Source organism: Kitasatospora sp. NPDC094016 (genome assembly GCF_040304045.1).
Lineage (GTDB): Bacteria > Actinomycetota > Actinomycetes > Streptomycetales > Streptomycetaceae > Kitasatospora.
Genome location: NZ_JBEOUK010000038.1, coordinates 1 through 19622, shown reverse-complemented (window position 1 = coordinate 19622; position 19622 = coordinate 1). Strand labels below are relative to the sequence as shown.

The 19622-nt window shown below is 73.4% G+C and carries 20 protein-coding genes; 11 read left to right on the top strand and 9 right to left on the bottom strand.

The genetic code is table 11. The features are described from left to right. Window positions 1-67: 67 nt before the first annotated feature. Window positions 68-283: a heavy-metal-associated domain-containing protein gene (locus ABT015_RS28250; RefSeq protein ID WP_350883920.1), complete on the bottom strand. Its 216-nt coding sequence runs from the start codon at window positions 281-283 to the stop codon at window positions 68-70. 447 nt (window positions 284-730) lie between these two features. On the opposite strand from ABT015_RS28250, the gene ABT015_RS28245 reads away from it, so the two are divergent. Continuing rightward, window positions 731-1432, top strand: a complete 702-nt coding sequence (locus ABT015_RS28245) for a DUF3152 domain-containing protein (RefSeq protein ID WP_350883918.1) — start codon at window positions 731-733, stop codon at window positions 1430-1432. A 35-nt stretch (window positions 1433-1467) separates the two neighbouring features. On the opposite strand, the gene ABT015_RS28240 is transcribed toward ABT015_RS28245, so the two are convergent. Beyond that, window positions 1468-3561: a HelD family protein gene (locus tag ABT015_RS28240; RefSeq protein ID WP_350883916.1), complete on the bottom strand. Its 2094-nt coding sequence runs from the start codon at window positions 3559-3561 to the stop codon at window positions 1468-1470. 225 nt (window positions 3562-3786) lie between these two features. Between ABT015_RS28240 and ABT015_RS28235 the strand changes: the two genes are divergently transcribed. The 3 genes from ABT015_RS28235 (at window position 3787) to ABT015_RS28225 (ending at window position 6364) form a co-directional block, all read left to right on the top strand. Then, window positions 3787-4716, top strand: coding sequence for a glutaminase (locus tag ABT015_RS28235; protein WP_350884044.1), 930 nt, complete (start codon window positions 3787-3789; stop codon window positions 4714-4716). Window positions 4717-4912: 196 nt separating this feature from the next. Beyond that, window positions 4913-5323, top strand: a complete 411-nt coding sequence (locus ABT015_RS28230; RefSeq protein WP_350883914.1) for a hypothetical protein — start codon at window positions 4913-4915, stop codon at window positions 5321-5323. A gap of 162 nt (window positions 5324-5485) precedes the next feature. After that, complete coding sequence (locus ABT015_RS28225; protein ID WP_350883912.1) at window positions 5486-6364, top strand: alpha/beta fold hydrolase; 879 nt, start codon at window positions 5486-5488, stop codon at window positions 6362-6364. A gap of 77 nt (window positions 6365-6441) precedes the next feature. Here ABT015_RS28225 and ABT015_RS28220 read toward each other — a convergent pair whose 3' ends face one another. Beyond that, window positions 6442-7884, bottom strand: a complete 1443-nt coding sequence (locus ABT015_RS28220; protein ID WP_350883910.1) for a DEAD/DEAH box helicase — start codon at window positions 7882-7884, stop codon at window positions 6442-6444. 354 nt (window positions 7885-8238) lie between these two features. Continuing rightward, the gene (locus ABT015_RS28215; RefSeq protein ID WP_063350360.1) at window positions 8239-8442 is read right to left on the bottom strand and encodes a cold-shock protein; all 204 of its coding nucleotides are present in this window, start codon (window positions 8440-8442) and stop codon (window positions 8239-8241) included. A gap of 438 nt (window positions 8443-8880) precedes the next feature. Here ABT015_RS28215 and ABT015_RS28210 point away from each other — a divergent pair, with 438 nt between their 5' ends. Together ABT015_RS28210 and ABT015_RS28205 are read left to right on the top strand one after the other, a co-directional pair. After that, entirely contained in the window at window positions 8881-9108 is a 228-nt protein-coding gene (locus ABT015_RS28210) for a hypothetical protein (protein ID WP_063350359.1), read from the top strand. A gap of 178 nt (window positions 9109-9286) precedes the next feature. Beyond that, complete coding sequence (locus ABT015_RS28205; protein ID WP_350883907.1) at window positions 9287-9649, top strand: GvpU-like protein; 363 nt, start codon at window positions 9287-9289, stop codon at window positions 9647-9649. A gap of 72 nt (window positions 9650-9721) precedes the next feature. On the opposite strand, the gene ABT015_RS28200 is transcribed toward ABT015_RS28205, so the two are convergent. Next, window positions 9722-10432, bottom strand: a complete 711-nt coding sequence (locus ABT015_RS28200; RefSeq protein WP_350883905.1) for a TetR/AcrR family transcriptional regulator — start codon at window positions 10430-10432, stop codon at window positions 9722-9724. 133 nt (window positions 10433-10565) lie between these two features. Here ABT015_RS28200 and ABT015_RS28195 point away from each other — a divergent pair, with 133 nt between their 5' ends. Beyond that, entirely contained in the window at window positions 10566-11597 is a 1032-nt protein-coding gene (locus ABT015_RS28195) for a medium chain dehydrogenase/reductase family protein (RefSeq protein WP_350883903.1), read from the top strand. 199 nt (window positions 11598-11796) lie between these two features. Next, window positions 11797-12387: a lytic polysaccharide monooxygenase gene (locus ABT015_RS28190; RefSeq protein WP_350883901.1), complete on the top strand. Its 591-nt coding sequence runs from the start codon at window positions 11797-11799 to the stop codon at window positions 12385-12387. Window positions 12388-12474: 87 nt separating this feature from the next. Here the strand turns inward: ABT015_RS28190 and ABT015_RS28185 are convergent, their stop codons facing one another. The 4 genes from ABT015_RS28185 to ABT015_RS28170 all read right to left on the bottom strand — a co-directional run bounded on the left by ABT015_RS28185 (window position 12475) and on the right by ABT015_RS28170 (window position 15949). Beyond that, on the bottom strand, window positions 12475-13515 hold the full coding sequence (locus ABT015_RS28185) for an NAD(P)-dependent alcohol dehydrogenase (RefSeq protein WP_350883899.1): 1041 nt from the start codon (window positions 13513-13515) through the stop codon (window positions 12475-12477). A 91-nt stretch (window positions 13516-13606) separates the two neighbouring features. Then, window positions 13607-14374 carry an SDR family NAD(P)-dependent oxidoreductase gene (locus tag ABT015_RS28180; protein WP_350883897.1) on the bottom strand — a complete coding sequence of 256 codons (768 nt, stop codon included), beginning with the start codon at window positions 14372-14374 and terminating at the stop codon, window positions 13607-13609. Window positions 14375-14417: 43 nt separating this feature from the next. Then, complete coding sequence (locus tag ABT015_RS28175) at window positions 14418-15068, bottom strand: TetR/AcrR family transcriptional regulator (RefSeq protein ID WP_350883895.1); 651 nt, start codon at window positions 15066-15068, stop codon at window positions 14418-14420. Window positions 15069-15220: 152 nt separating this feature from the next. Further along, window positions 15221-15949 carry a G1 family glutamic endopeptidase gene (locus tag ABT015_RS28170; protein ID WP_350883893.1) on the bottom strand — a complete coding sequence of 243 codons (729 nt, stop codon included), beginning with the start codon at window positions 15947-15949 and terminating at the stop codon, window positions 15221-15223. A gap of 190 nt (window positions 15950-16139) precedes the next feature. Here ABT015_RS28170 and ABT015_RS28165 point away from each other — a divergent pair, with 190 nt between their 5' ends. The 3 genes from ABT015_RS28165 to ABT015_RS28155 all read left to right on the top strand — a co-directional run bounded on the left by ABT015_RS28165 (window position 16140) and on the right by ABT015_RS28155 (window position 19521). Continuing rightward, window positions 16140-17093: a LuxR C-terminal-related transcriptional regulator gene (locus ABT015_RS28165; RefSeq protein WP_350883891.1), complete on the top strand. Its 954-nt coding sequence runs from the start codon at window positions 16140-16142 to the stop codon at window positions 17091-17093. Window positions 17094-17223: 130 nt separating this feature from the next. Further along, complete coding sequence (locus tag ABT015_RS28160; protein WP_350883889.1) at window positions 17224-18645, top strand: uracil-xanthine permease family protein; 1422 nt, start codon at window positions 17224-17226, stop codon at window positions 18643-18645. Window positions 18646-18798: 153 nt separating this feature from the next. Next, on the top strand, window positions 18799-19521 hold the full coding sequence (locus ABT015_RS28155; RefSeq protein ID WP_350883887.1) for a polysaccharide lyase family protein: 723 nt from the start codon (window positions 18799-18801) through the stop codon (window positions 19519-19521). Window positions 19522-19622 lie beyond the last annotated feature (101 nt).

Sequence of the window (19622 nt, the reverse complement as noted above, 5' to 3'; positions counted from 1 at the left end):
CTGTCCGGCGGATCCGCCGGGCAGGCCCCGGGCCACCCCTCCCCCTCAGCCGGTTGCCGGGGGCGGGTCAGCCCCGGCCGACGAAGGTGAACCCGGCCCCGGCGACCGCGCCACGGAGCACGGCGTCGTCGAGCGGTTGCGCGGACGCCACGGTGACGCGGCCGGTCGGCGCGTCGGCGCTGACCCCGGTGACGCCGGGGAGGGCGGCCAGCCCGGCGCTGACCGTCTTCTCGCAGTGGCCGCAGCTCATGCCGTCGACGGTGAGGACGGTGGTGATGGACATGGCGGTGCCTCCGGTGAGGTGAGGTGGGATGGGGCGGGGTGGGGAAGCCCGGCCGGGTCCGCTCGGACGCGGCCGGTGATCAACGTGCACCACGACAGCGGAAAGCGCCGCCGACGCCGAGGGACACGCCGCACGGGTGGCACCTTCGAGTGGTTCCGGGAACCGATCGGGCCGCGCGACCGACGGACCGTCACCGACCGACTGAACCGGTGGTCCGCTTTCGCCCGTTCCTCCCCATAACGCCCTTCCTTTCGGCGGCCGAACCCCGTCCGAACCCGTCTGAACCCGTCCGAACTCCGCCTAGACTCGTCTGATCCCGACCGAACCCGCCCAGGAGCCCTTCACCGCCATGCCCACCCCGACGCCCCACACCTCCATACCCGGCGGGTCCACCGGACCCGACCCGACCACCGGAGCGAGGGCGCGCCTCGCAGCCGGGGGCAGCCGATGAAGACGTTCACCGGATTCCGGCGCCTGCGGCTCTGGCACGGCGCGCTCGCCCTGGTGGTGGCGGGCGCCGTGACCGCCGGCCTGCTGTGGTGGCACCCGTGGGCCCCGGGCGACGGGCAGAAGCCCATGGAGTTCACCACGGCCGCCGGCGACTCGCCCCGCTTCGGCACCGGCGAGCACCTGTACCGCTACAAGGTGCGGGCGGAGAACGGGATCGCCGAGAGCCCCGGGCAGTTCGCCGCCGAGGTCGACGCGGTCCTCGGGAACGTCCAGTACGGCTGGGCCGCCGGTGGCACCGCCTCCTTCCAGCGCATGCCCGCCGACCCGGTGGACTTCACCGTCTACCTGGCCACCCCGAAGACCACCGACCGGATCTGCGGCCAGTACGGCCTGGACACCGGCGGCACGGTGAACTGCGGCGTGGGCCACCAGGTCGTCATCAACCTCAAGCGCTGGACGGAGCTTTCGGAGTTCTACGTCGGCAAGCCCGAGCTCTACCACGCGCTCGCCGTCAACCACGAGGTCGGCCACATCCTCGGCAACGGCCACGTCGACTGCCCGGGCCCGGGCGCTCCGGCGCCGGTGATGATGCAGCAGATCAAGGGCCTGCACGGCTGCGTCCCGAACGGCTGGCCCTACTCCGACACCGGCACCCTCCTCACCGGCCCGCCCGTCCAGGCCCCCACCTCCGCCCCCTGACGGCCCGCGCCCGACCGCCCGGCTGCCGGCCGCCCTCAGGACCAGGCGGCCGGCAGCGGACGGGCGTGCAGCACGTCCAGCCGGGACACCGCCCGGGTCACGACCACGTAGAGGCGGTGCAGGCCGCGCGGTTCGGCCTCGACGATGGCGGCGGGCTCCAGCACGATCACATGGTCGTACTCAAGTCCCTTGACCAGCGAGGCCGGTAGCACCGTGACCCGTGCCGGGGTGCCGACCTCCGCCGCCGACGCGGCCGCCACCCCGGCCTCCCGCAGTGCCGAGGCGGCCCCCGGGGCCTCCGCGTCCGCGGCGATGACCGCGATCGACCCCTCCCGCTCCAGCGCGCCGCGCACCGCCTCCACCACCGCCCGCCCCGGGTCGTCGACATGACGTATCGTCAGCTCGCCGTCCTGGCGCAGCGAGCGGGCCGGCGGGACGCCCACGTCCAGCGCGGCGAGCAGTCGGTTGGCCAGGGCCAGGACGGCCGCAGGCACCCGGAAACCGGTGGTCAGCGGGACCACGGCCGCCTGCGGCTTGCCCAGGTGGGCCAGTTGCTCGGGCCAGCTGCGCGCCGACCACGGCGCGGTCGCCTGCGCGAGGTCGCCGAGGACGGTGAGCGAACCGAAGGCACTGCGGCGGGCGATCGCCCGGCACTGCATCGGCGAGAGGTCCTGCGCCTCGTCGACCACCACGTGGCCGAAGCCGGCCGGCCGCTCGATCAGCCCGGCCACCTCGTCGAGCAGCAGCAGGTCGTGCCCGGACCAGCGCGCGCTCTTCGGCGAGCGCGGCGGCCGGTGCCGGCGGATCGCCGCCTGCTCGGCCGGCGCGAGCAGGCCGTCGGCGGCCTCGGCCAGGACGGCGGGGTCGCCGAGCAGGGCCGCCAGCACCGCCTCCGGGCGCAGCGCGGGCCACGCCGCGTCGAGGAAGGACGTCACCGGCCGGCAGCGGCCGATCCTCGCCCGCCAGGCTCCGCCCTTGATCCCGGACCGCCGCTCGGCCCGGTCCTGGAGCGCGGCCACCACTCGGGTGCGGAGGTTCTCCCGGCCGATCGCGTACGGCGCGTCCTGCTCGCGCAGTTCGGTGACCATCCGGTCCAGTTCGTCCGCCGGGACACGCCAGCGGTAGGAGCCGTCCGGGACGACCAACGCCTCGGAGCCGGTCGCGCCGACCGGCCCGTACAGCGCCCGGCGCAGCACGGCCGCCATCCGGGCGTCCTGCTTGACCGCGGCGGCCCGATCGTCGTCCTCCGCCTGGACGGGGTGCGTGGCCACCAGGTCCTCGACGGTGCACTGGGCGATGTCGATCTCGCCGAGCGCGGGCAGGACTTCGGCGATGTAGCGCAGGAAGGTCGGGTTCGGGCCGACGACCAGCAGGCCACCGCGCTGGATCCGCTGGGGGAAGGTGTAGAGCAGGTAGGCGGCGCGGTGCAGGCCGACGGCGGTCTTTCCGCTGCCCGGCGCGCCCTGGACACACACCGACTCGGTCAGCCCGCCGCGCACCAGCGCGTCCTGCTCGGGCTGGATGGTGGCGACGATGTCACGCATCGGCCCGGTCCGGGGGCGTTCGATCTCGGCGGCGAGGATGCCGCCGGCGCCTCGCCGCCCGCCCAGCGCCCCGGCGCGGTCCAGGTGCTCGTCCTCCAGGCCGGTGAGGTCCTCGGGCGCGCCGGGGCTCGACGGCGCCCAGCCGAAGCGTCGTCGCCTCGCGAGGCCGAGCGGCCGGTCTGCGCTCGCCTGGTAGAACGCCCTGGAGACCGGGGCCCGCCAGTCGATCACCAGCGGCGGCGCGGCCGGGTCGGCCGAGATCCGGCGGCGGCCCACGTAGTAGCGCTGGCGCCGGTGGTCGCCGGTCTCCGGGGCGTCGTCGAAGTCGAGCCGGCCGAAGAACGCCGGGCTCTGCGGCAGTTCCCGCATCCGCCGGGCCCGGGTCCGCAGGTAGCGGCCGAGGGCCTCCGCGCCGGCGCCGTCGCCGGAGACGTCCTCCGCGGCGGCGACCTGGTGGTCCGCGTCCTCGACCTGCCAGGCCAGTGCCGCCCGGCAGGCCTCGACGTGGGCCCGTTCGCCGTCCAGTTCCCCGTCGAGACCGGCCGTCTTCCGCTCGCCGTCCGCGCGCCGGAGGTCTCCCGCCATCGCCGCACCCCTTTCCCCGTCACTTCCCTGCCACCGGTTCCGCCCGGCCGTGCGCCCGCAGCGCGTACGCACGGAGCAGCATAACTGAACCCGGTTAAGAGAATGACTGAGTTGTGTTTCAGGTGGAGTCGGGGTGCGCGTCCGCGCGTCCCGGAGCACGGATAATCCTGTATCGGACCAGGTCGTGGTCCTGATCGTGCTCATGGAGGAACAGCGTTGAACGGTATGCCCGCCGGAGAGAACCTCGACTACCGGCTGCTGCTGGATGCCGCGGCGGCGGCCGCGCGGGCGACCGGCGACCAAGGGCATGTCGCCGACTACATCCCCGCCCTCGCCACGGTCGACCCGGACGCCTTCGGCATGGCGGTGGCCACCGTCGACGGCGAGCTGTACGGGGTCGGGGACTGGGAGCAGCCGTTCTCCGTCCAGAGCGTCTCGAAGCTGTTCACCCTGGCGCTGGCCCTGGCCCACGGCGGGGACACGGTCTGGCGCGGGGTGGGGCGGGAGCCGTCCGGCAATCCCTTCAACTCGCTGGTGCAGCTGGAGAGCGAGCACGGCATCCCGCGCAACCCGTTCATCAACGCCGGCGCGCTCGTGGTGACCGACCGCCTGCAGACCATGACGGGCGACGCCGCCGGGGCGGTCCGCGAGTTCCTCCGCCGGGAGTCCGGCAACCCGCTGCTCGACACCGATCCGGTCGTGGCCGCGTCCGAGGCCGAGCACGGCCACCGCAACGCCGCCCTGGCCCACTTCATCGCCAGCCACGGCAACCTGGAGAACCCGGTCGAGACCGTCCTCGACCACTACTACGCGCACTGCGCGGTGTCCGCCAGCTGCCGGGACCTGGTCCTGGCCGGCTCCTTCCTGGCCCGCTACGGGGTGCGCACCGACGGCACCCGGCTGATGTCGCGCAGCGAGGCCAAGCGCGTCAACGCCGTCCTGCTCACCTGCGGCACCTACGACGCGGCGGGCGAGTTCGCCTTCCGGGTCGGGCTGCCGGGCAAGAGCGGCGTGGGCGGCGGCGTCCTCGCGATACTGCCCGGGCGGGCCGCGGTCTGCGCCTGGGGCCCCCGGCTGGACCAGGCCGGCAACTCGGTGGCCGCGGTCACCGCCCTGGACGCCCTGACCACCCTCTCCGGCTGCTCGATCTTCTGACCGGTCGGCCGCCGCCCCGTCACTTCCGCGGGCTCGCGCGCCGCACCCGGCCGTCGCCCGACTTGTGGCGCTGATCCGGCTGTTGGGCACCGGCCGGCCGGTCGTCCATGGCATGCTCCAGGCGGGGGCGCCGATCGTGATGACGATCGGCCGGCCATGAGGAACACGACCAAGAGGAAAGTGGGGGTCCCGTCCCATGCGAACCGCCGTAGCAAGCTTGTTGGCCCTGGCCGGCGCGGCAGGGCTGGTGCTCAGTTCGTTCCAGCCCTGGTACGCCAAGAGCGATCCGAGGTCCGTACCGGTCGCCGACCTGTTCCGGGGCATGTCACCCACCCGCACCACGTCGACCGGTATGTCGATGTTCCTGCTGCTGGCCGTCGCCGCGGCGATCGCGGTGCTGGCGCTGCTGGTGCGCTCGCGCCCGGGCCTGCTCCTGGCCGCCGTGGTCGCGGTGGTCACCGGCGTGCTCTGGGTGTACCAGAAGGGGCGGGAGCTGAAGCCGCTCTCGCTCGGGATCGGCGATCTGGAGAACGGCTTCTGGAACGCCTGCGGCGGCGTCCTGGTGCTCCTCCTCGCACTGGCCGTGATGCCGCCCAAGCGCTCCTGAACCTTCCCGCCTCCCGGCCCGGTCGCCCCCAACGGCGGCCGGGCCGGAGTCGTTTCCGCCCGAGGCGACCCACTCCCCATCACTCCCTAAAATCATCTTTACTTCACCTCTCGCGGTAGTTTAAGGATAGATACCTACCTATCGAGCGAGCTGGAGTACGGCATGACCATCTACACCTCCGACGAGGGCGCCCGCGTCCTCGCCCAGGAGTACACCGCCCTCCTGGACCGCTGGCCCGTGCCCGCCGAACGGCTGCACGTCCCCACCCGCCAGGGTTCGACCTTCGTCCTGGCCTGCGGCCCCGAGGACGCGGCGCCCCTGGTCCTGCTGCACGGGTCCGGGGCGAACACGGCGATGTGGGCGGACGACGTGGCCCTGTGGGCCCGGCACTTCCGCGTCTACGCCGTCGACGTGATCGGCGAGCCCGGCCTGAGCGCCCCCGTACGCCCCGAACTGCACTCCGACGCGCACGCGCTGTGGCTGGACGACGTGCTGGACGCGCTGCGCGTCGAGCGCGCCGCCTTCGCGGGGACGTCGCTGGGCGGGCTGCTGGCCCTCGACTACGCCATCCGCCGCCCGCAGCGGGTGGACCGGCTGGCGCTGCGCTGCCCCAGCGGGATCGGCCGCCAGAAGTGGGGCGTCCTGGTCGCCGCGCTGTTCGTGCTGCCGTTCGGGGAGTGGGGGCGGCGCACGATGCTGGGGCTGGCCCTGGCCCCCGCCCCCACCACCGCCCCGCCCACGGCCGAGCAGCGCGCCTTCGGCGAGTACGTGCTGCTCATCCATCAGCACTTCCGGCCGCGGCGGGAGAAGCTCCCGGTCGTCACCGACGCCGACCTGGCGGGCCTGGAGATGCCGGTGCAGGTCACCATCGGTGGCCGCGACCGGCTCATCGACTCCCACGACACCCGCCGCCGGCTCCAGCGGGCCGCCCCCCGGGTCTCGGTCACCTTCCTCCCCGAGGCCGGCCACCTGCTCAGGGACCAGACCCGGCCGGCCCTCGACTTCCTCCTCGCCGCGGAAGGCGGCCCGCCCCGGGCCTGAACGCGAACGGCCCCGCGCTCCACCGCCCGTCGGGGCGGGGAGCACGGGGCCGTCGTACCGGGCCCGCACGAACAAGGTCAGGACCGCGCGGCGGACCTCACGGAGCGCGGATGACGGGCGGCGGCAGCGCCGGCCGGGCGGCGGCGCCCGCCACCGACGGCGCCCCGGGCGGAGCGGCGGGGACGCTCGACGACCGGGTCGGGGATCGTCACGGGGATGCCGGTCGGAACGCGGGCCCCGGTGAGGCGGGCGAGTTCGTCGTCGTCGGAGTGGACGCGGGTGGTCGTGGGGGCGATCCCGGCGGTGGCCGCCAGCCGGGCCATCTGGCGGCGCTGGCTGGGCAGGACGAGGGTGACGACGGTGCCGGACTCGCCGGCCCGGGCGGTGCGACCGCCCCGGTGGAGGTAGTCCTTGTGGTCGACCGGCGGGTCCAGGTTGACGACCAGGTCGAGGCCGTCGACGTGGATCCCCCGCGCGGCGACGTTGGTGGCGATCAGCGCGGTGACCTGGCCGGTGCGGAACTGCTCCAGGGTCCGGGTGCGCTGGGGCTGGGACTTGCCGCCGTGCAGGGCCGCGGCCTTCACCCCGTTGGCGAGCAGGTCCTCGACCAGCGCGTCGGCACGGTCCCGGGTCTCGGTGAACATGATCACCCCGCCGTCCCGGGCGGCGATGCGGACGATCAGGGTGTTCTTGTCGTGGTTCTGCACATGCAGCACGTGGTGCTCCATGGTGGTGACCGCTCCGGCCGACGGATCCACCGAGTGGGTGACCGGGTCCTTGAGGAAGCGGCGCACCAGCCGGTCGACGTTGCGGTCCAGGGTGGCGGAGAAGAGCAGCGTCTGGCAGTCGGCGGCGACCTGTTCGAGCAGCTCGGTGACCTGGGGCAGGAAGCCCATGTCGGCCATCTGGTCGGCCTCGTCCAGGACCGCGATGTCGACGTCGTCCAGCCGGCAGTGGCCGCGCTGGATCAGGTCCTTCAGCCGGCCGGGGGTGGCCACGACGACCTCGGCGCCCCGGTGCAGCACCTGGGACTGGCGGCCGATCGACACGCCGCCCACCACGGTCGCCATCCGCAGCCGCACCGAGTGCGCGTAAGGGGTGAGCGCCTCGGTGACCTGCTGCGCGAGCTCCCGGGTGGGGACCAGCACCAGGGCCAGCGGGCTGCCCGGCTCGGCCCTGCGGCCGGCGGCACGCGCGGCGGTGCGGGCCAGCACGGCGAGACCGAAGGCGATGGTCTTGCCGGAGCCCGTCCGGCCCCGGCCGAGCACGTCACGGCCGGCCAGCGAGTTCGGCAGCGTGGTGGCCTGGATGGGGAACGGCGAGGTGACGCCCTGGCGGGTCAGCGTCTTCAACAGGGCCGCGGGCATGTCCAGTTCGTCGAACGACTCGACGGCGGGCAGGGCGGGGGTGGTGCTGACCGGGAGTTCGAACTCCTGCTGGGAGGAGCGGCCCTGGGCCCGGTTCGGGGCTCCGGTCCGGCGGTGCGGGCTGCGGTGCGACGGGCGAGTCGAGCGGTTCATACGGAACCTTCCTCAGGACGGCACGTCGCGAGGAAGGCTCCGCTGCACGGACGCGCGGAGATCACAAGAAACGGGCCGGAGATGTGCCGGGCGGGGCGCGAACGATGCGGCCGGGCGAGGCATGGACGGTGCAGCCACCGGTGGGCGGGCGCCGGTGCGCGCGGTCGGCGCGACACGGCCCGCGCGGAACGGCGGACGACGGCCGAGGGCGGATCCACGGGGCCCGGTACGGCCGGGGCGGCCTGGCGGCCGGAACAGCCGGAGGCGATCGGGGGTGGAACGGCCGAGGGGCCCGCACCGGGCGTAGTGCACGGTGCGGGCCCCTCGCTACCAGGCGAGTGCCGTGGCAGAGAACTACAGCGGGCGAATGTTCTCGGCCTGCGGGCCCTTCTGGCCCTGCGTGACGTCGAACTCGACCTTCTGGCCCTCGAGCAGCTCACGGAAGCCCTGGGCGTTGATGTTCGAGTAGTGGGCGAAGACGTCAGCGCCGCCGTCCTCCTGCTCGATGAAGCCGAAGCCCTTTTCCGCGTTGAACCACTTCACGGTACCAGTAGCCATTAAAAAATCTCCTTCGAGAGACTGTACGAAGTCCGCACCGTGCGGACGTCGAGTCGCCGCGATGAGCACCCGCCGGGGAAAGAGCCGGAAAACAAAAAATGCGCCTGCAATACATCAGCAGGCGCACACAAAGTTCATGGGAACCACTACTGCAACTAAATCGACTGTAGCAGGCCCGGGCTCGTCGCGGTGGATGTTCCGCACCCGGTCTTTCCCGCCCCTCCCCCACAGGATCGGCTCGCCCGCCGACGGGGTCGGCAACGGGAGGTGCCGCCAGGGCAGTTGGGGTGGCGGCGGCGGGGCCCGGTCGGGCGGAGAATTTTTTCGGGCCGGGCGGGTCCGCCGAGCCGGGGCCGACTGGTGGCGCCCTGTCACCCGGCGGGGTTCCGGCCCTCCGGAAGGGTCCGCTCCCCGGTTTTTCGGAGCATACTGATCGGGATGACGAAATCACCGGCAGTCCGGCGCCACCTGCCCACCAGCCCCTTCAAAGCCCCGGCCGAGGTGCCCCGCAAGCGGTTCGCCGCGGGCGACCGGGTCACCCACGACAAGCACGGCCTCGGCCGGGTCGTCGACGTCGAGGACGGCAGCGACATCGCGGTCCTCGTCGACTTCGGCTCCCGCCAGGAGCGACTCACCCCTCCGTACGCCGAGATGTGGAAGCTCTGACCCGGGGCTCCCCCCGGGACACCAGGGCCCGGGCCCCGGAAGGTTCCACGAGACCTTCCCCAGGACGCCGGACCGTGCGTAGGCCGTAGGACAGGCCACGCGCACGGTCACGCGCCCGGCCTGCACCGAACCGTGCACGAGACCACCGAAGCCGGCGGCGGCGCAATAGTCTGGGTGCATGTCGAACTCTGATGAGCTCCTCGTTGACATCGCCGCCATGGTGGAGTCCGAGCACAGCAACCAGATGTCCTTGACCGTGGTCGTCCCCGGAGCGGTCATCACCGGCCGGCTCGCACCGATGGCCCTCTGGTTCGAGCGGGTGTCGGAAGTCCTGCACACCTCACAGCACTTGAAGCCGTTCGCCGCCCTCTTCTCGCCGCCCTCCGCCAGCGTGCCCGAACGGCCGACGCACCTGCACCTGCACCGGGCGCGGATCCTCCAGGGCGACTTCGGACTGCCCCACACCGGCGGCATGTACCGGATCGCCATCGAGGACGTGAGCAGTTGGACGGTGGGTGACCTCAGCTACTCCGACGCCTGACCTCCGACGGGGCCCCGGGCGCCGCACGGCCGCCCGGGGCCCCGTCCGTACACCCGGGCCCGCGCCGCGCCGTCAGCGGCCGGTGAGCGAGCGGAGCTCGGCGGCGTAGAGCTCGGCGGGGTCGAACCCCATGCCGGCGAAGTGGCCGGCGAGTTCGAGGGAGAGCACGCCGTGCAGCCGGGTCCAGACGGCGAGGGCCAGGTGGAGGACCGCCGGCGGGGCCGGGTGCTCCCCGGCCCAGGCCCGGTGTTCGGCGAGGTGGGCGTCGAACGGGGACGGCGGCACGGCCGGTGACCGCTCCGCCGGCGGCTGCTCGACGGGCGGCTGTTCGACGGGCGGCTGTTCGACGAGCGACCGTTCGGCGGCGCAGGCATCGAGCAGGACGGCCATGATCTCCACGGAGATCCGGGTGGTGTCCTCGGGCGCCCGGTAGCCGGGCACGGGAGTGCCGTAGACGAGCAGGTACCGCTGGGGGTCGTCCAGGGCCCACCGGCGCAGCGCCTGCGCCAGCCCGGCCACGTCGGCACCCGCGGCGGCGCGGGCCCGGAAGGCGTCGGCGAGGCTCCGGTAGGCGTCCCGGACGAGTTCGGTGATCAGCTCGTCGCGACTGGCGAAGTACCGGTAGAGGGCCGGGCCGCTCATGCCCATCCGCTTGGCGATGGCGTTGAGGGACAGCGCGGAGGCCCCGGCGGTGGCGATCTGCTCCCAGGCCCGCTCCTTGATCTCCTCCTGCACCTGGGCGCGGTAGCGCTCCCGGGGAGTCCTCACATCCGACGCGCCCATGGCCGCCTCCAGACCTCACGACGACGACATCACCATCTCGTTAGAGGCTATCACTCCCCCTCTTGACTCTCACCGATGCCTGTCGTTATAACTTCTAACGAAGGCAACAGCATCTACCGAGAAGGAGGGCGTCATGGACACCGAACGCCTCGTCCAGGTCGTACTGCCGGGCGTCGTGGCGCCGGAGGGCCTGGAGATCCGGCACGGAGCCGTACCGCGGGCCGGCCGGGGACAGGTCCTGATCGCCATGGAGGCGAGCGGCGTCTCGTTCGCCGAGCAGCAGATGCGCCGCGGCCGGTACTACGACCAGCCGCCGTTCCCGTTCGTCCCCGGCTACGACCTGGTCGGCCGGGTACTGGCCACCGGCGAGGGCGTCGACCCGGGGCTGGCCGGGCAGCGGGTGGCCGCGCTGATGAAGGTCGGCGGGTGGGCCAGCCACGTGACCGTCGACGCCGCCGACGCCGTGCCCGTCCCGGACGGCCTCACCGCGGCCGAGGCGGAGACCGTGGTGGTCAACGGCATCACGGCCTGGCAGCTGCTGCACCGCCGGGCGCGGGTGCGCACCGGGCAGCGGATCCTGGTGCACGGCGCCTCCGGCGGGGTGGGCTCCGTGCTGGTCCAGTTGGCGCGCGCGGCCGGCGTACAGGTGATCGGCACCGCGTCCGCGCGGCACCACGACGCCCTGCGGGAGCTCGGCGCGACCCCGGTCGACTACCGCACCGAGGACGTGGCGGCCCGAGTCCGGGAGCTGGCGCCCGGCGGGGTGGACGCCGTGTTCGACCACGTCGGCGGGCGCAGCGTGATCGACTCCTGGCACCTGCTCGCCCCCGGTGGCACCCTCGTCGCCTACGGCAGCGCCTCCACCCGCGACGACAGCGGCTCCAAGCAGTGGCCCGTGCTGAAGATCCTCGCCCGCACCTGGCTCTGGAACACCCTGCCCAACGGCCGCCGCGCCCACTTCTACAACATCTGGGCCGGCCGCGCCCTCGGCCGGGACCGCTTCCGCGCCCGCCTGCGGTCCGACCTCGCCCAGGTGTTCGCCGCCGTCGCCCGCGGTGACGTCACCGCCCGGATCGCCGCCCGGCTTCCGCTCGCCCGGGCCGCCGAGGCCCTGCGGCTGGCGGAGTCCGGGACCGTCAGCGGCAAGATCGTCCTGACTCCCTGACCTGCGGGGGCGCGGAGGTCCGGGGCACGGCAATGGCTCGGCAATGACCCGGCAATGGTTCAGACCATTGACGGCCCGGGCGGGGGCTTCTACGGTGTCAGCACCGACCTGACGCAGGCATGCCACGATCTTCGGCCGCGCCCCCACGCGCGCGTCCTACGTCGGGCGCACACTCCATCCACCCCCACGGAGGAGCACCATGCGCAAACGTCATCTCGCCGGCGCGGCCGCAGCCGCGATCGCGCTCCCGCTCGTGCTGGCCCTGCCCGCCCAGTCGCACGGCTACATCAACCTGCCGCCCAGCCGGTCCGCGCTCTGCGGAGCGGGCGGGGTGCCGTGGGACTGCGGCGACATCCAATGGGAACCGCAGAGTGTCGAAGGCCCGAAGGGCTTCCCCGGCCGGGGCCCGGCCGACGGCACCATCTGCGCCGGCGGGGACGCCCGTTGGGCCCCGCTGGACAACCCGCGCAACGGCACCTGGCCGACCACCCGGGTGACGGCGGGCCAGCAGCTCACCTTCACCTGGTACATCGAGGCCCGGCACTCCACCACGAACTTCAGGTACTTCCTCACCAAGCCCGGTTACGACGCGAGCCAGCCGATCACCCGGGCCAGCCTGGACCTCACCCCCTTCCTGACCGTCCCCTACAACGGCCGCCAGCCCGCCGCCACCACCACCCACACCGCGACCCTCCCCAGCGGTCGTACCGGGCACCAGGTGGTGGTGGCGGTCTGGGACGTCGCCGACACCGGCAACGCCTTCTACTCCTGCACCGACGTCCAGTTCTGACGCTCCTGACCGCTGCACCGTGCTGACGGCCCCGGTCCCGCCGCCCCTGGTCGGGGCCGGCGGGACCGGGGCCCCAGCCGTCAGCCGTCAGCCGTTGGGGAGGATGACGGCGCGCCCGTTGATCCGGCCGCTGTGCAGGCGCTCGTAGGCGAGCGGCGCCTCGTCGATCCCGAAGGTCTCGACGCGCACGTCCACCGCGCCGGCCCGGGCGAGGTCGAGGACCTCCATCAGCTCGGCGCGGGTGCCCCAGTACGGGGAGGACACCGAGACCTCGTACGGCAGGGCGCCGAAGCCGACGGCCAGGGTGCCGCCGCCGAGGCCGACGATCGTCACGTCGCCCTCCACCGCCACCATCGCGCCGGCCGCGGCCGCCGTGGGCGGGGCGCCGACGAAGTCCAGCACCACCTGGGCGCCGACGCCGCCGGTGAGTTCGCGCACCCGGGCGGGCGCGGAGGCGTCGGAGCGGACCGTCTCGTGCGCGCCGACGCTGCGGGCCAGCGCGAGCTTCTCCTCCGTCACGTCCAGGGCGATCACCCGGGCCGCGGTCATCGCACGCAGCAGCTGGATCGCGACGTGACCCAGGCCGCCGGTGCCGATCACCACGACGGTGCTGCCGGGCGTCAGCTTGCCGAGTGAGCGCCTGATGGCGTGGTACGGGGTCAGGCCGGCGTCCGTGAGCGGCACGGCCCGGACCGGGTCGAGGTCGCCGAGCGGCACCAGGTGCCGGGGGCTGTCCACCAGCATGTACTCGGCCATCGCCCCGGGGGCGCCCAGGCCGGGCGGGCGGATGCCCAGTTCGGCGGCGCGCAGGCAGTAGTTCTCCTTGCCCTCCGCGCACTTGGCGCAGCCGCCGCAGCCCCACGGCCCGTAGACGGCGACCGGTTCGCCCTCGGCCAGGCCGGTCACACCCGCGCCGAGCGCGGCCACGGTGCCGACGCCCTCGTGCCCGAGGGTGAGCGGCAGGGGGAAGGAGAGCCGCTCGGCGGGCATGCTCATCACGGCGATGTCGGAGTGGCACACCCCCGCCGCGGTGACCTTGAGCAGGACCTGGCCGGGGCCGGGCTCCGGATCGGGGACGGTGACCACCTCGGGGGCGGCGCCGACGCTGCGGTACTGGACTGCCTTCATGGGTTTCGGACTCCCTCTCTCTGCTCCCCCGGACTTGCCTGTCCCCCCGGTTGCGCTGCCCCGGCTCCCGGACGGGCCGGTGACGGGCCGGTCAGCGGGCCGCGTAGGCGCCGTCGACCAGGTGGTAACTGCCGTGGATGAAGGAGGCCCGGTCGGAGAGCAGGAAGGCGGTCAGTTCGGCGACCTCCTCGGCACGGCCGAGCCGGCCGGCCGGGTGCAGGGCGACCAGCGCCTGACGGGCCTCCTCGTCGGCCGCGCTCAGCAGCGGGGTGTCGATGAAGCCCGGGCCGACGGCGTTGATCCGCACGCCCTGCGCGGCGTACTCCAGGGCGGCGGTCTTGGTCAGACCCACCACGCCGTGCTTGGCGGCGGCGTAGGCGGGCGAACCGGCGAAGCCGTTGGTGCCCAGGATCGAGGCCATGTTGACGACGGCGCCGCCGCCGGCCGCGAGGATGGCGGGGATCTCGTAGCGCAGCGAGTAGAAGACTCCGTCGAGGTTGGTGGCCAGGACCCGGCGCCACTGCTCGGGCTCGTACGCGCCGGTGGGGGCCTTCGCGCCGCTGATGCCGGCGTTGTTGACGGCCAGGTGCAGGGCGCCGAGGCCGTCCACGGTGGCCTGGACGGCGGCCCGCACCGACTCCGGGTCGGTGACGTCCGTCCCGATCGCCAGGGCCCGGGCGCCGGCGGCCTCCAGTTCGGCGGCGGCCCTGCGGGCGCCCTCCAGGTCGAAGTCGGCGACGGCGACGGCCGCGCCGCCGGCCGCCAGGCGGCGGGCCACGGCGAGGCCGATGCCGGAGGCACCACCGGTGACCAGTGCGGCCTTGCCGGTGAACTCCTGGGGGTGGTCGGTGCCGGTCATGGCGTACGTCCTTTCGTGCGGGTGCGCCGGGGGGCGCGGTGGTTCAGGCCGCCGGGCCGTCGGGGGGCGGTTCGGCGGCGAGCAGGTCGAAGGCCCGTTCCACGAGGTCGGGCAGATCCGGTTCGTCGGCGCCGACGGGGTGGCGGACCCAGGCGCGGGCGGCGGCCTGGAGGGCGGCCACACCGAGGCCGACGGCGACGGCCGGACGCAGGTCGTACTCCGCGTCCAGGCCGAGGCGGGCGGCGGCGATCCGGATGGAGGCCTCCTCCTCGTCGACGCAGATCCGCCGGTAGGCGGCGGTCAGCGAGGGCTCGGCGGCGATCAGGCCGAACAGCTCCCGCACGCCGGGGCGCCGGTGCCAGGCCGGGTCCCGCTCGTCGCCCAGCCAGATCCGCAGCGCCGCGCGGTAGGCGGCCACCGGGGTCTCGGCGGCGGGGCGGGCCGCCAGCGCCGCGTTGATCCGGCCGAAGTCGGCGCGCAGGCAGTCCAGCACGGCGTCCTCGCGGGAGGCGAAGTACCGGCTGAAGGTGCGGCGGGAGACGTCGGCCCGGTCGGTGACGTCCTCGACGGAGACGGCGGCCAGGCCGTGGTCCAGCACCAGCTGGAGGGCGGCGGCGGCCAGTGACTCGCGGGTGCGGCGTGCCTTGCGGTCACGCCGTCCCTCTGTGCTGCGCTCGGCCTTCTCGGTGGTCACGGGAGCCACCGTACACCCGGAAATGTCCCATTGGGACATGAGTCCCGATGAGACGCGAGCCCGCCCCGGCCCCCGCAGGATGGCGGGGGCCGGGGCGGGCTCGGAGGCGGGTCAGGTCGAACGGGTCAGGCCGGCGGTGCAGGCGGGGCGGGTCAGGCGGGGACTATCGCGAAGGAGCCGTTGCTGAGCGGGGTCTCGGTGTAGGGGCCGCTGTTGATGGCCTGCGGGGAGTAGCCGTCGAAGACCTGGCCGTTGACCGTGACGCCGGAGAAGTCCAGGCGGCTGAAGGAGGGGTAGCTCTGGCTCGGGGACTCGATCACGGCCTCGGCGCTGACGTTCTGGCCGTTGAGCTGCTGGGTGGTGGTCTCGGTCCAGCCCTTGGTGTTGTCGGTGATCTGCAGGGCGTAGCTGGAACCACCGCTGTTGACCACCGAGGCGGTGAAGCTGTCACCGGCGTCCACCGGGTCGCTGAAGTACTGCGGCGGGGCCGGGTACATCTCGTACCAGGCCGAGTAGACCGGGGAGCCGCTGGAGCAGTCCGCCTGGACACCGGTCTGCTCGACGGTCTGCGAGCCGTAGCCGTCGATGCCGACCCACGGGGCGAACAGGTCGTTGGTGGTGTTGCACTGCACGGCGGGCATGGTCCAGGAGCCGGAGACGCTCTGGAAGCCGTTGCCCTGGGCGACGTAGCCGCCCCAGACTCCGCCGTCGTAGCGGGCGCCGTGGCCGAAGCGGTGCGCGGCGCCGTAGCCGTGCGCGGCGCCGTAGCCGTGCGCGGCGGAGTGGGTGGCGGGGGCGGCGGTGGCCGGGGTCGCGGCCGCGGCGGCCGGGAGGGCCAGCAGGGCGGCGAGCACGAGCCGGCCGGTGCGGGAAAGGGCCATGGGGGGCTCCTTCACTGGGGGTTGAGGGGGTGCCGCCCAGCTTGCGGGCGCCGTGGGCGGCCGGGAAGGGAGTCGCACGGGCAGGAACCCGACATGGCGGGAACATGTCGACCGATCAATCCCTTGATTTCGGGCACCGAGTGGCGCACAGTCGGCTCGTCCACTGGCGGTGCAGGACGAGGAGGGCGCAGTGTCGGGGACGGGCATGCTCGCCGGACTCGGCCTCGGCACGGTCGAGGAACAGCTCTACCTGCGGCTGCTCGGCGTCCAGGCCGCCGACCCGCAGTGGCTGGCCACCCAGATGAACCTCCAGGCCTCGATCGTGCTCGCGGCGCTGGTCTCGCTGGCCGCGCAGGGGCTCGTGGAGGCCTGCGCGGCCGGGGCCTGGGCGGCGGTGCCGCCGGACGTGGCGGTGGAGGAACTGCTGCTGCGGCGCGAGGTCGAACTGCGGCGCGCCCGGGGGCGGATGGGCGAGCTGATGCGCGCCTACCGGCAGGGCCGGGACGGCACCGGCTCCGACGGGCCGGCCGAGGTGATCTGCGGGCGCAGGTCCGTCGCCGAGCTGTGGCGCACCCTGCAACAGGGGGTGCGCCGGCAGTTGCGGGTCCTGGACCGGCCCCCGTACATCCGGCGCAGCGATCCGCAGACCGAACTGGCCCTGCTGGCAAGGGGGGTGACGACCAGGGTGGTGTACCACAGCCAGGTGCTGCGCGATCCGGAGCGCCTGGCGGAGATCCACTCCTTCGCCACGGCCGGGGAGCAGGCCCGGGTGCACACCGAACTGCCCTTGAAGCTGGCGCTGTTGGACGACCGCTGGGCGCTGCTGCCGGTCAGCGCGGGCACCGAGCTGCAGAGCGTGCTGCTGATCCGGCCCTCCACCCTGCTGGACGCGCTGACCGGGCTGTTCGAGCTGTACTGGGCGCAGGCGATGCGGCTGCCCGCCCTGCCGGAGGAGAATCCGGAAGACCGGCACCGCCAGCTGCTCCCGCTGCTCGCGGCGGGGCTCACCGACGAGTCGATCGCCCGCCAGCTGGGGGTGTCCACCCGGACGGTGCAGCGCTGGGTTCGGGAGCTGATGGACCGGTTCGGGGCCCGGACCCGGTTCCAGGCGGGCATCCAGGCCGCCCGGGCCGAGCTGCTGTAAACCGGCTGCGTCGCCCCCGCGCCGCGCGAGTGCGCAGGTCAAGGCCGGGCCGGGTGCGCGCGGGAGGCCCGGTGACCGGGAGAATGGTGCGGACAGTTCACCGGAAGTACAGAGAAAGCGAACCCCCACCATGGATCTCGGCGTGCGCTGGAAGCTGCACGGTGACGGGCGTACGCCCGCGCCGGGGGCGGTCGTCCGCCCCGACGAACGGCTCTCCTGGCCCCGCACGGCAGGGCTCGGCGCCCAGCACGTGGTGGCCATGTTCGGCGCGAGCTTCGTGGCGCCCGTGCTGATGGGGCTCAACCCCAACCTGGCGATCATGATGTCCGGCGTCTCGACGATCATCTTCCTGCTGGCCACCCGCGGCCGGGTGCCCAGCTACCTCGGCTGCTCGCTGTCCTTCGTGGGCGTGGCCGCGGTGATCCGGGCGCAGGGCGGCACCAGCGCGACCGTGACCGGTGCGGTGTTCGTGGTGGGCGCGGCGCTGTTCCTGGTGGGCCTCGCGGTCCAGCGGTTCGGGGCACGGATCATCCACGCGGCGATGCCGCCGATCGTGACCGGCGCGGTCGTCATGCTGATCGGCTTCAACCTCGCCCCCGTCACCGCGTCGACCTACTGGCCGCAGGACCAGTGGACGGCGCTGCTGGTGATGCTGTTCACCGGTCTGGCCGTGGTGTGCCTGCGCGGCTTCTGGTCGCGCGTGGCGATCTTCCTCGGGCTGCTCTTCGGGTACGGGATCTCCTGGCTGTTCGACCAGGTCTTCGGCAAGATCCACTCGGTGGACGCGGGCGGCCACCTCACCGACCACTGGCGCCTGGACCTGTCGGGCGTCGGCAAGGCGGACTGGATCGGCCTGCCCGACTTCCACGGCCCCTCCTTCCAGTGGTCCGCGATCCTGGTCGCCCTGCCCGTGGTGATCGCCCTCGTCGCGGAGAACGCCGGACACGTCAAGGCCGTGGGCGAGATGACCGGCCAGACGCTGGACGACAAGCTCGGCGTCGCGATCTCCGCCGACGGCGTCGGCTCCATGCTCTCCACCGCGCTCGGCGGCCCGCCGAACACCACCTACTCCGAGAACATCGGCGTCATGGCCGCCACCCGGGTCTACTCCACCGCCGCCTACTGGGCCGCGGCCGGCTTCGCGCTGCTGTTCGGCGTCTGCCCGAAGTTCGGCGCCGTCGTCGCCGCGATCCCCGGCGGGGTGCTCGGCGGCATCACCGTCATCCTGTACGGCATGATCGGCCTGCTCGGCGCGCAGATCTGGACCCGGGCCCAGGTGGACCTGCGCAACCCGCTGAACCTGGTGCCGGCCGCGGCGGGCATCATCATCGGCATCGGCAACGTCACCCTGAAGTTCACCGACACCTTCAGCCTCAGCGGCATCGCGCTGGGCACCCTGGTCGTCATCACCGGCTACCACACGCTGCGGGCGCTGGCCCCCGCACACCTCAAGACGCAGGAGCCGCTGCTGGACGAGGGCACCTCCTCCTACGACGAGGGCGCTGAGGGCAGCGCCGGTGCTGAGGGCTCCGGGGGGCCGCGCACCCCGTAACGGACGGGCCCGGGCTCGGGTTCAGGCTGACAGGACGGCCGGCGGAAGTGTCCGAAAGGGACCTTCCGTCAGCCGTTCCATGTGGCCGGACGGGCCCGGCGGTGGTCGAATCACTGATCGCTCGTATCGGCCACTCATCCCCCCGGGAGAGGCATGTCCCTTCTGAACCACCGCCGCAAGGCCGCCGCCGCGGCCGCCGCCCTCGGCACGTTCGCGATCACCTGCGCCGGGGTGACGCCCAGCAGCGCGGCCGGCCAGGTCCTGTGGACCCCGAGCACCAGCACCGGCCCGTCCTCGTTCAAGGCCGTCCAGTGCGCGGCGAACAACTTCGGCGTCGTCAAGGACGCGGCCAAGGGCAACGTGTGGCGGGCCTTCCAGGCCGCCGGCGAGGAGCGCTGCGAGACGCTCAGCCCGGACCTGAAGGAGGGCGACACCTTCTACCTGGGCTGGTCGTCCAAGGTGGACATCAAGGACACCAACAGCCGGTACGTCTTCCAGCTGAAGTGCTCGCCGAGCACCGACACGGCCAACCACCCCATCGAGATCGACATCGTCAACGGGCGCGTCCGTCTCCAGGAGTGGGACATCGACCACGTGTCGCACTCGCTGTGGACCGCGCAGACGACCAACAACACCTGGCACTCCTACGCCCTGAAGATCCACCTGGGGCGGACGGACGGCACCATCGACTTCTGGTTCGACGGCGTGAAGCAGACCTTCACCACCGGCTCGGGCACCTTCACGGGCACCACCTGGGACGGCGACCGCAACTACCTCAAGTGGGGCTCCTACCACCCCTCCACGGGCGATGCGACGAACACCTTCACCAGCCCGATCATGGCCACCACCCTGGAGGCGGCCACCGCCGGCTCGTGACGGCGCGCGGGCCCGGACCGGTGAGCGGTCCGGGCCCGCCGGGGGGGGGGGGGGGCCCCCCCGGGGGGGCCCCCCCCCGGGGGGGGTGAGCCACAGAGAAA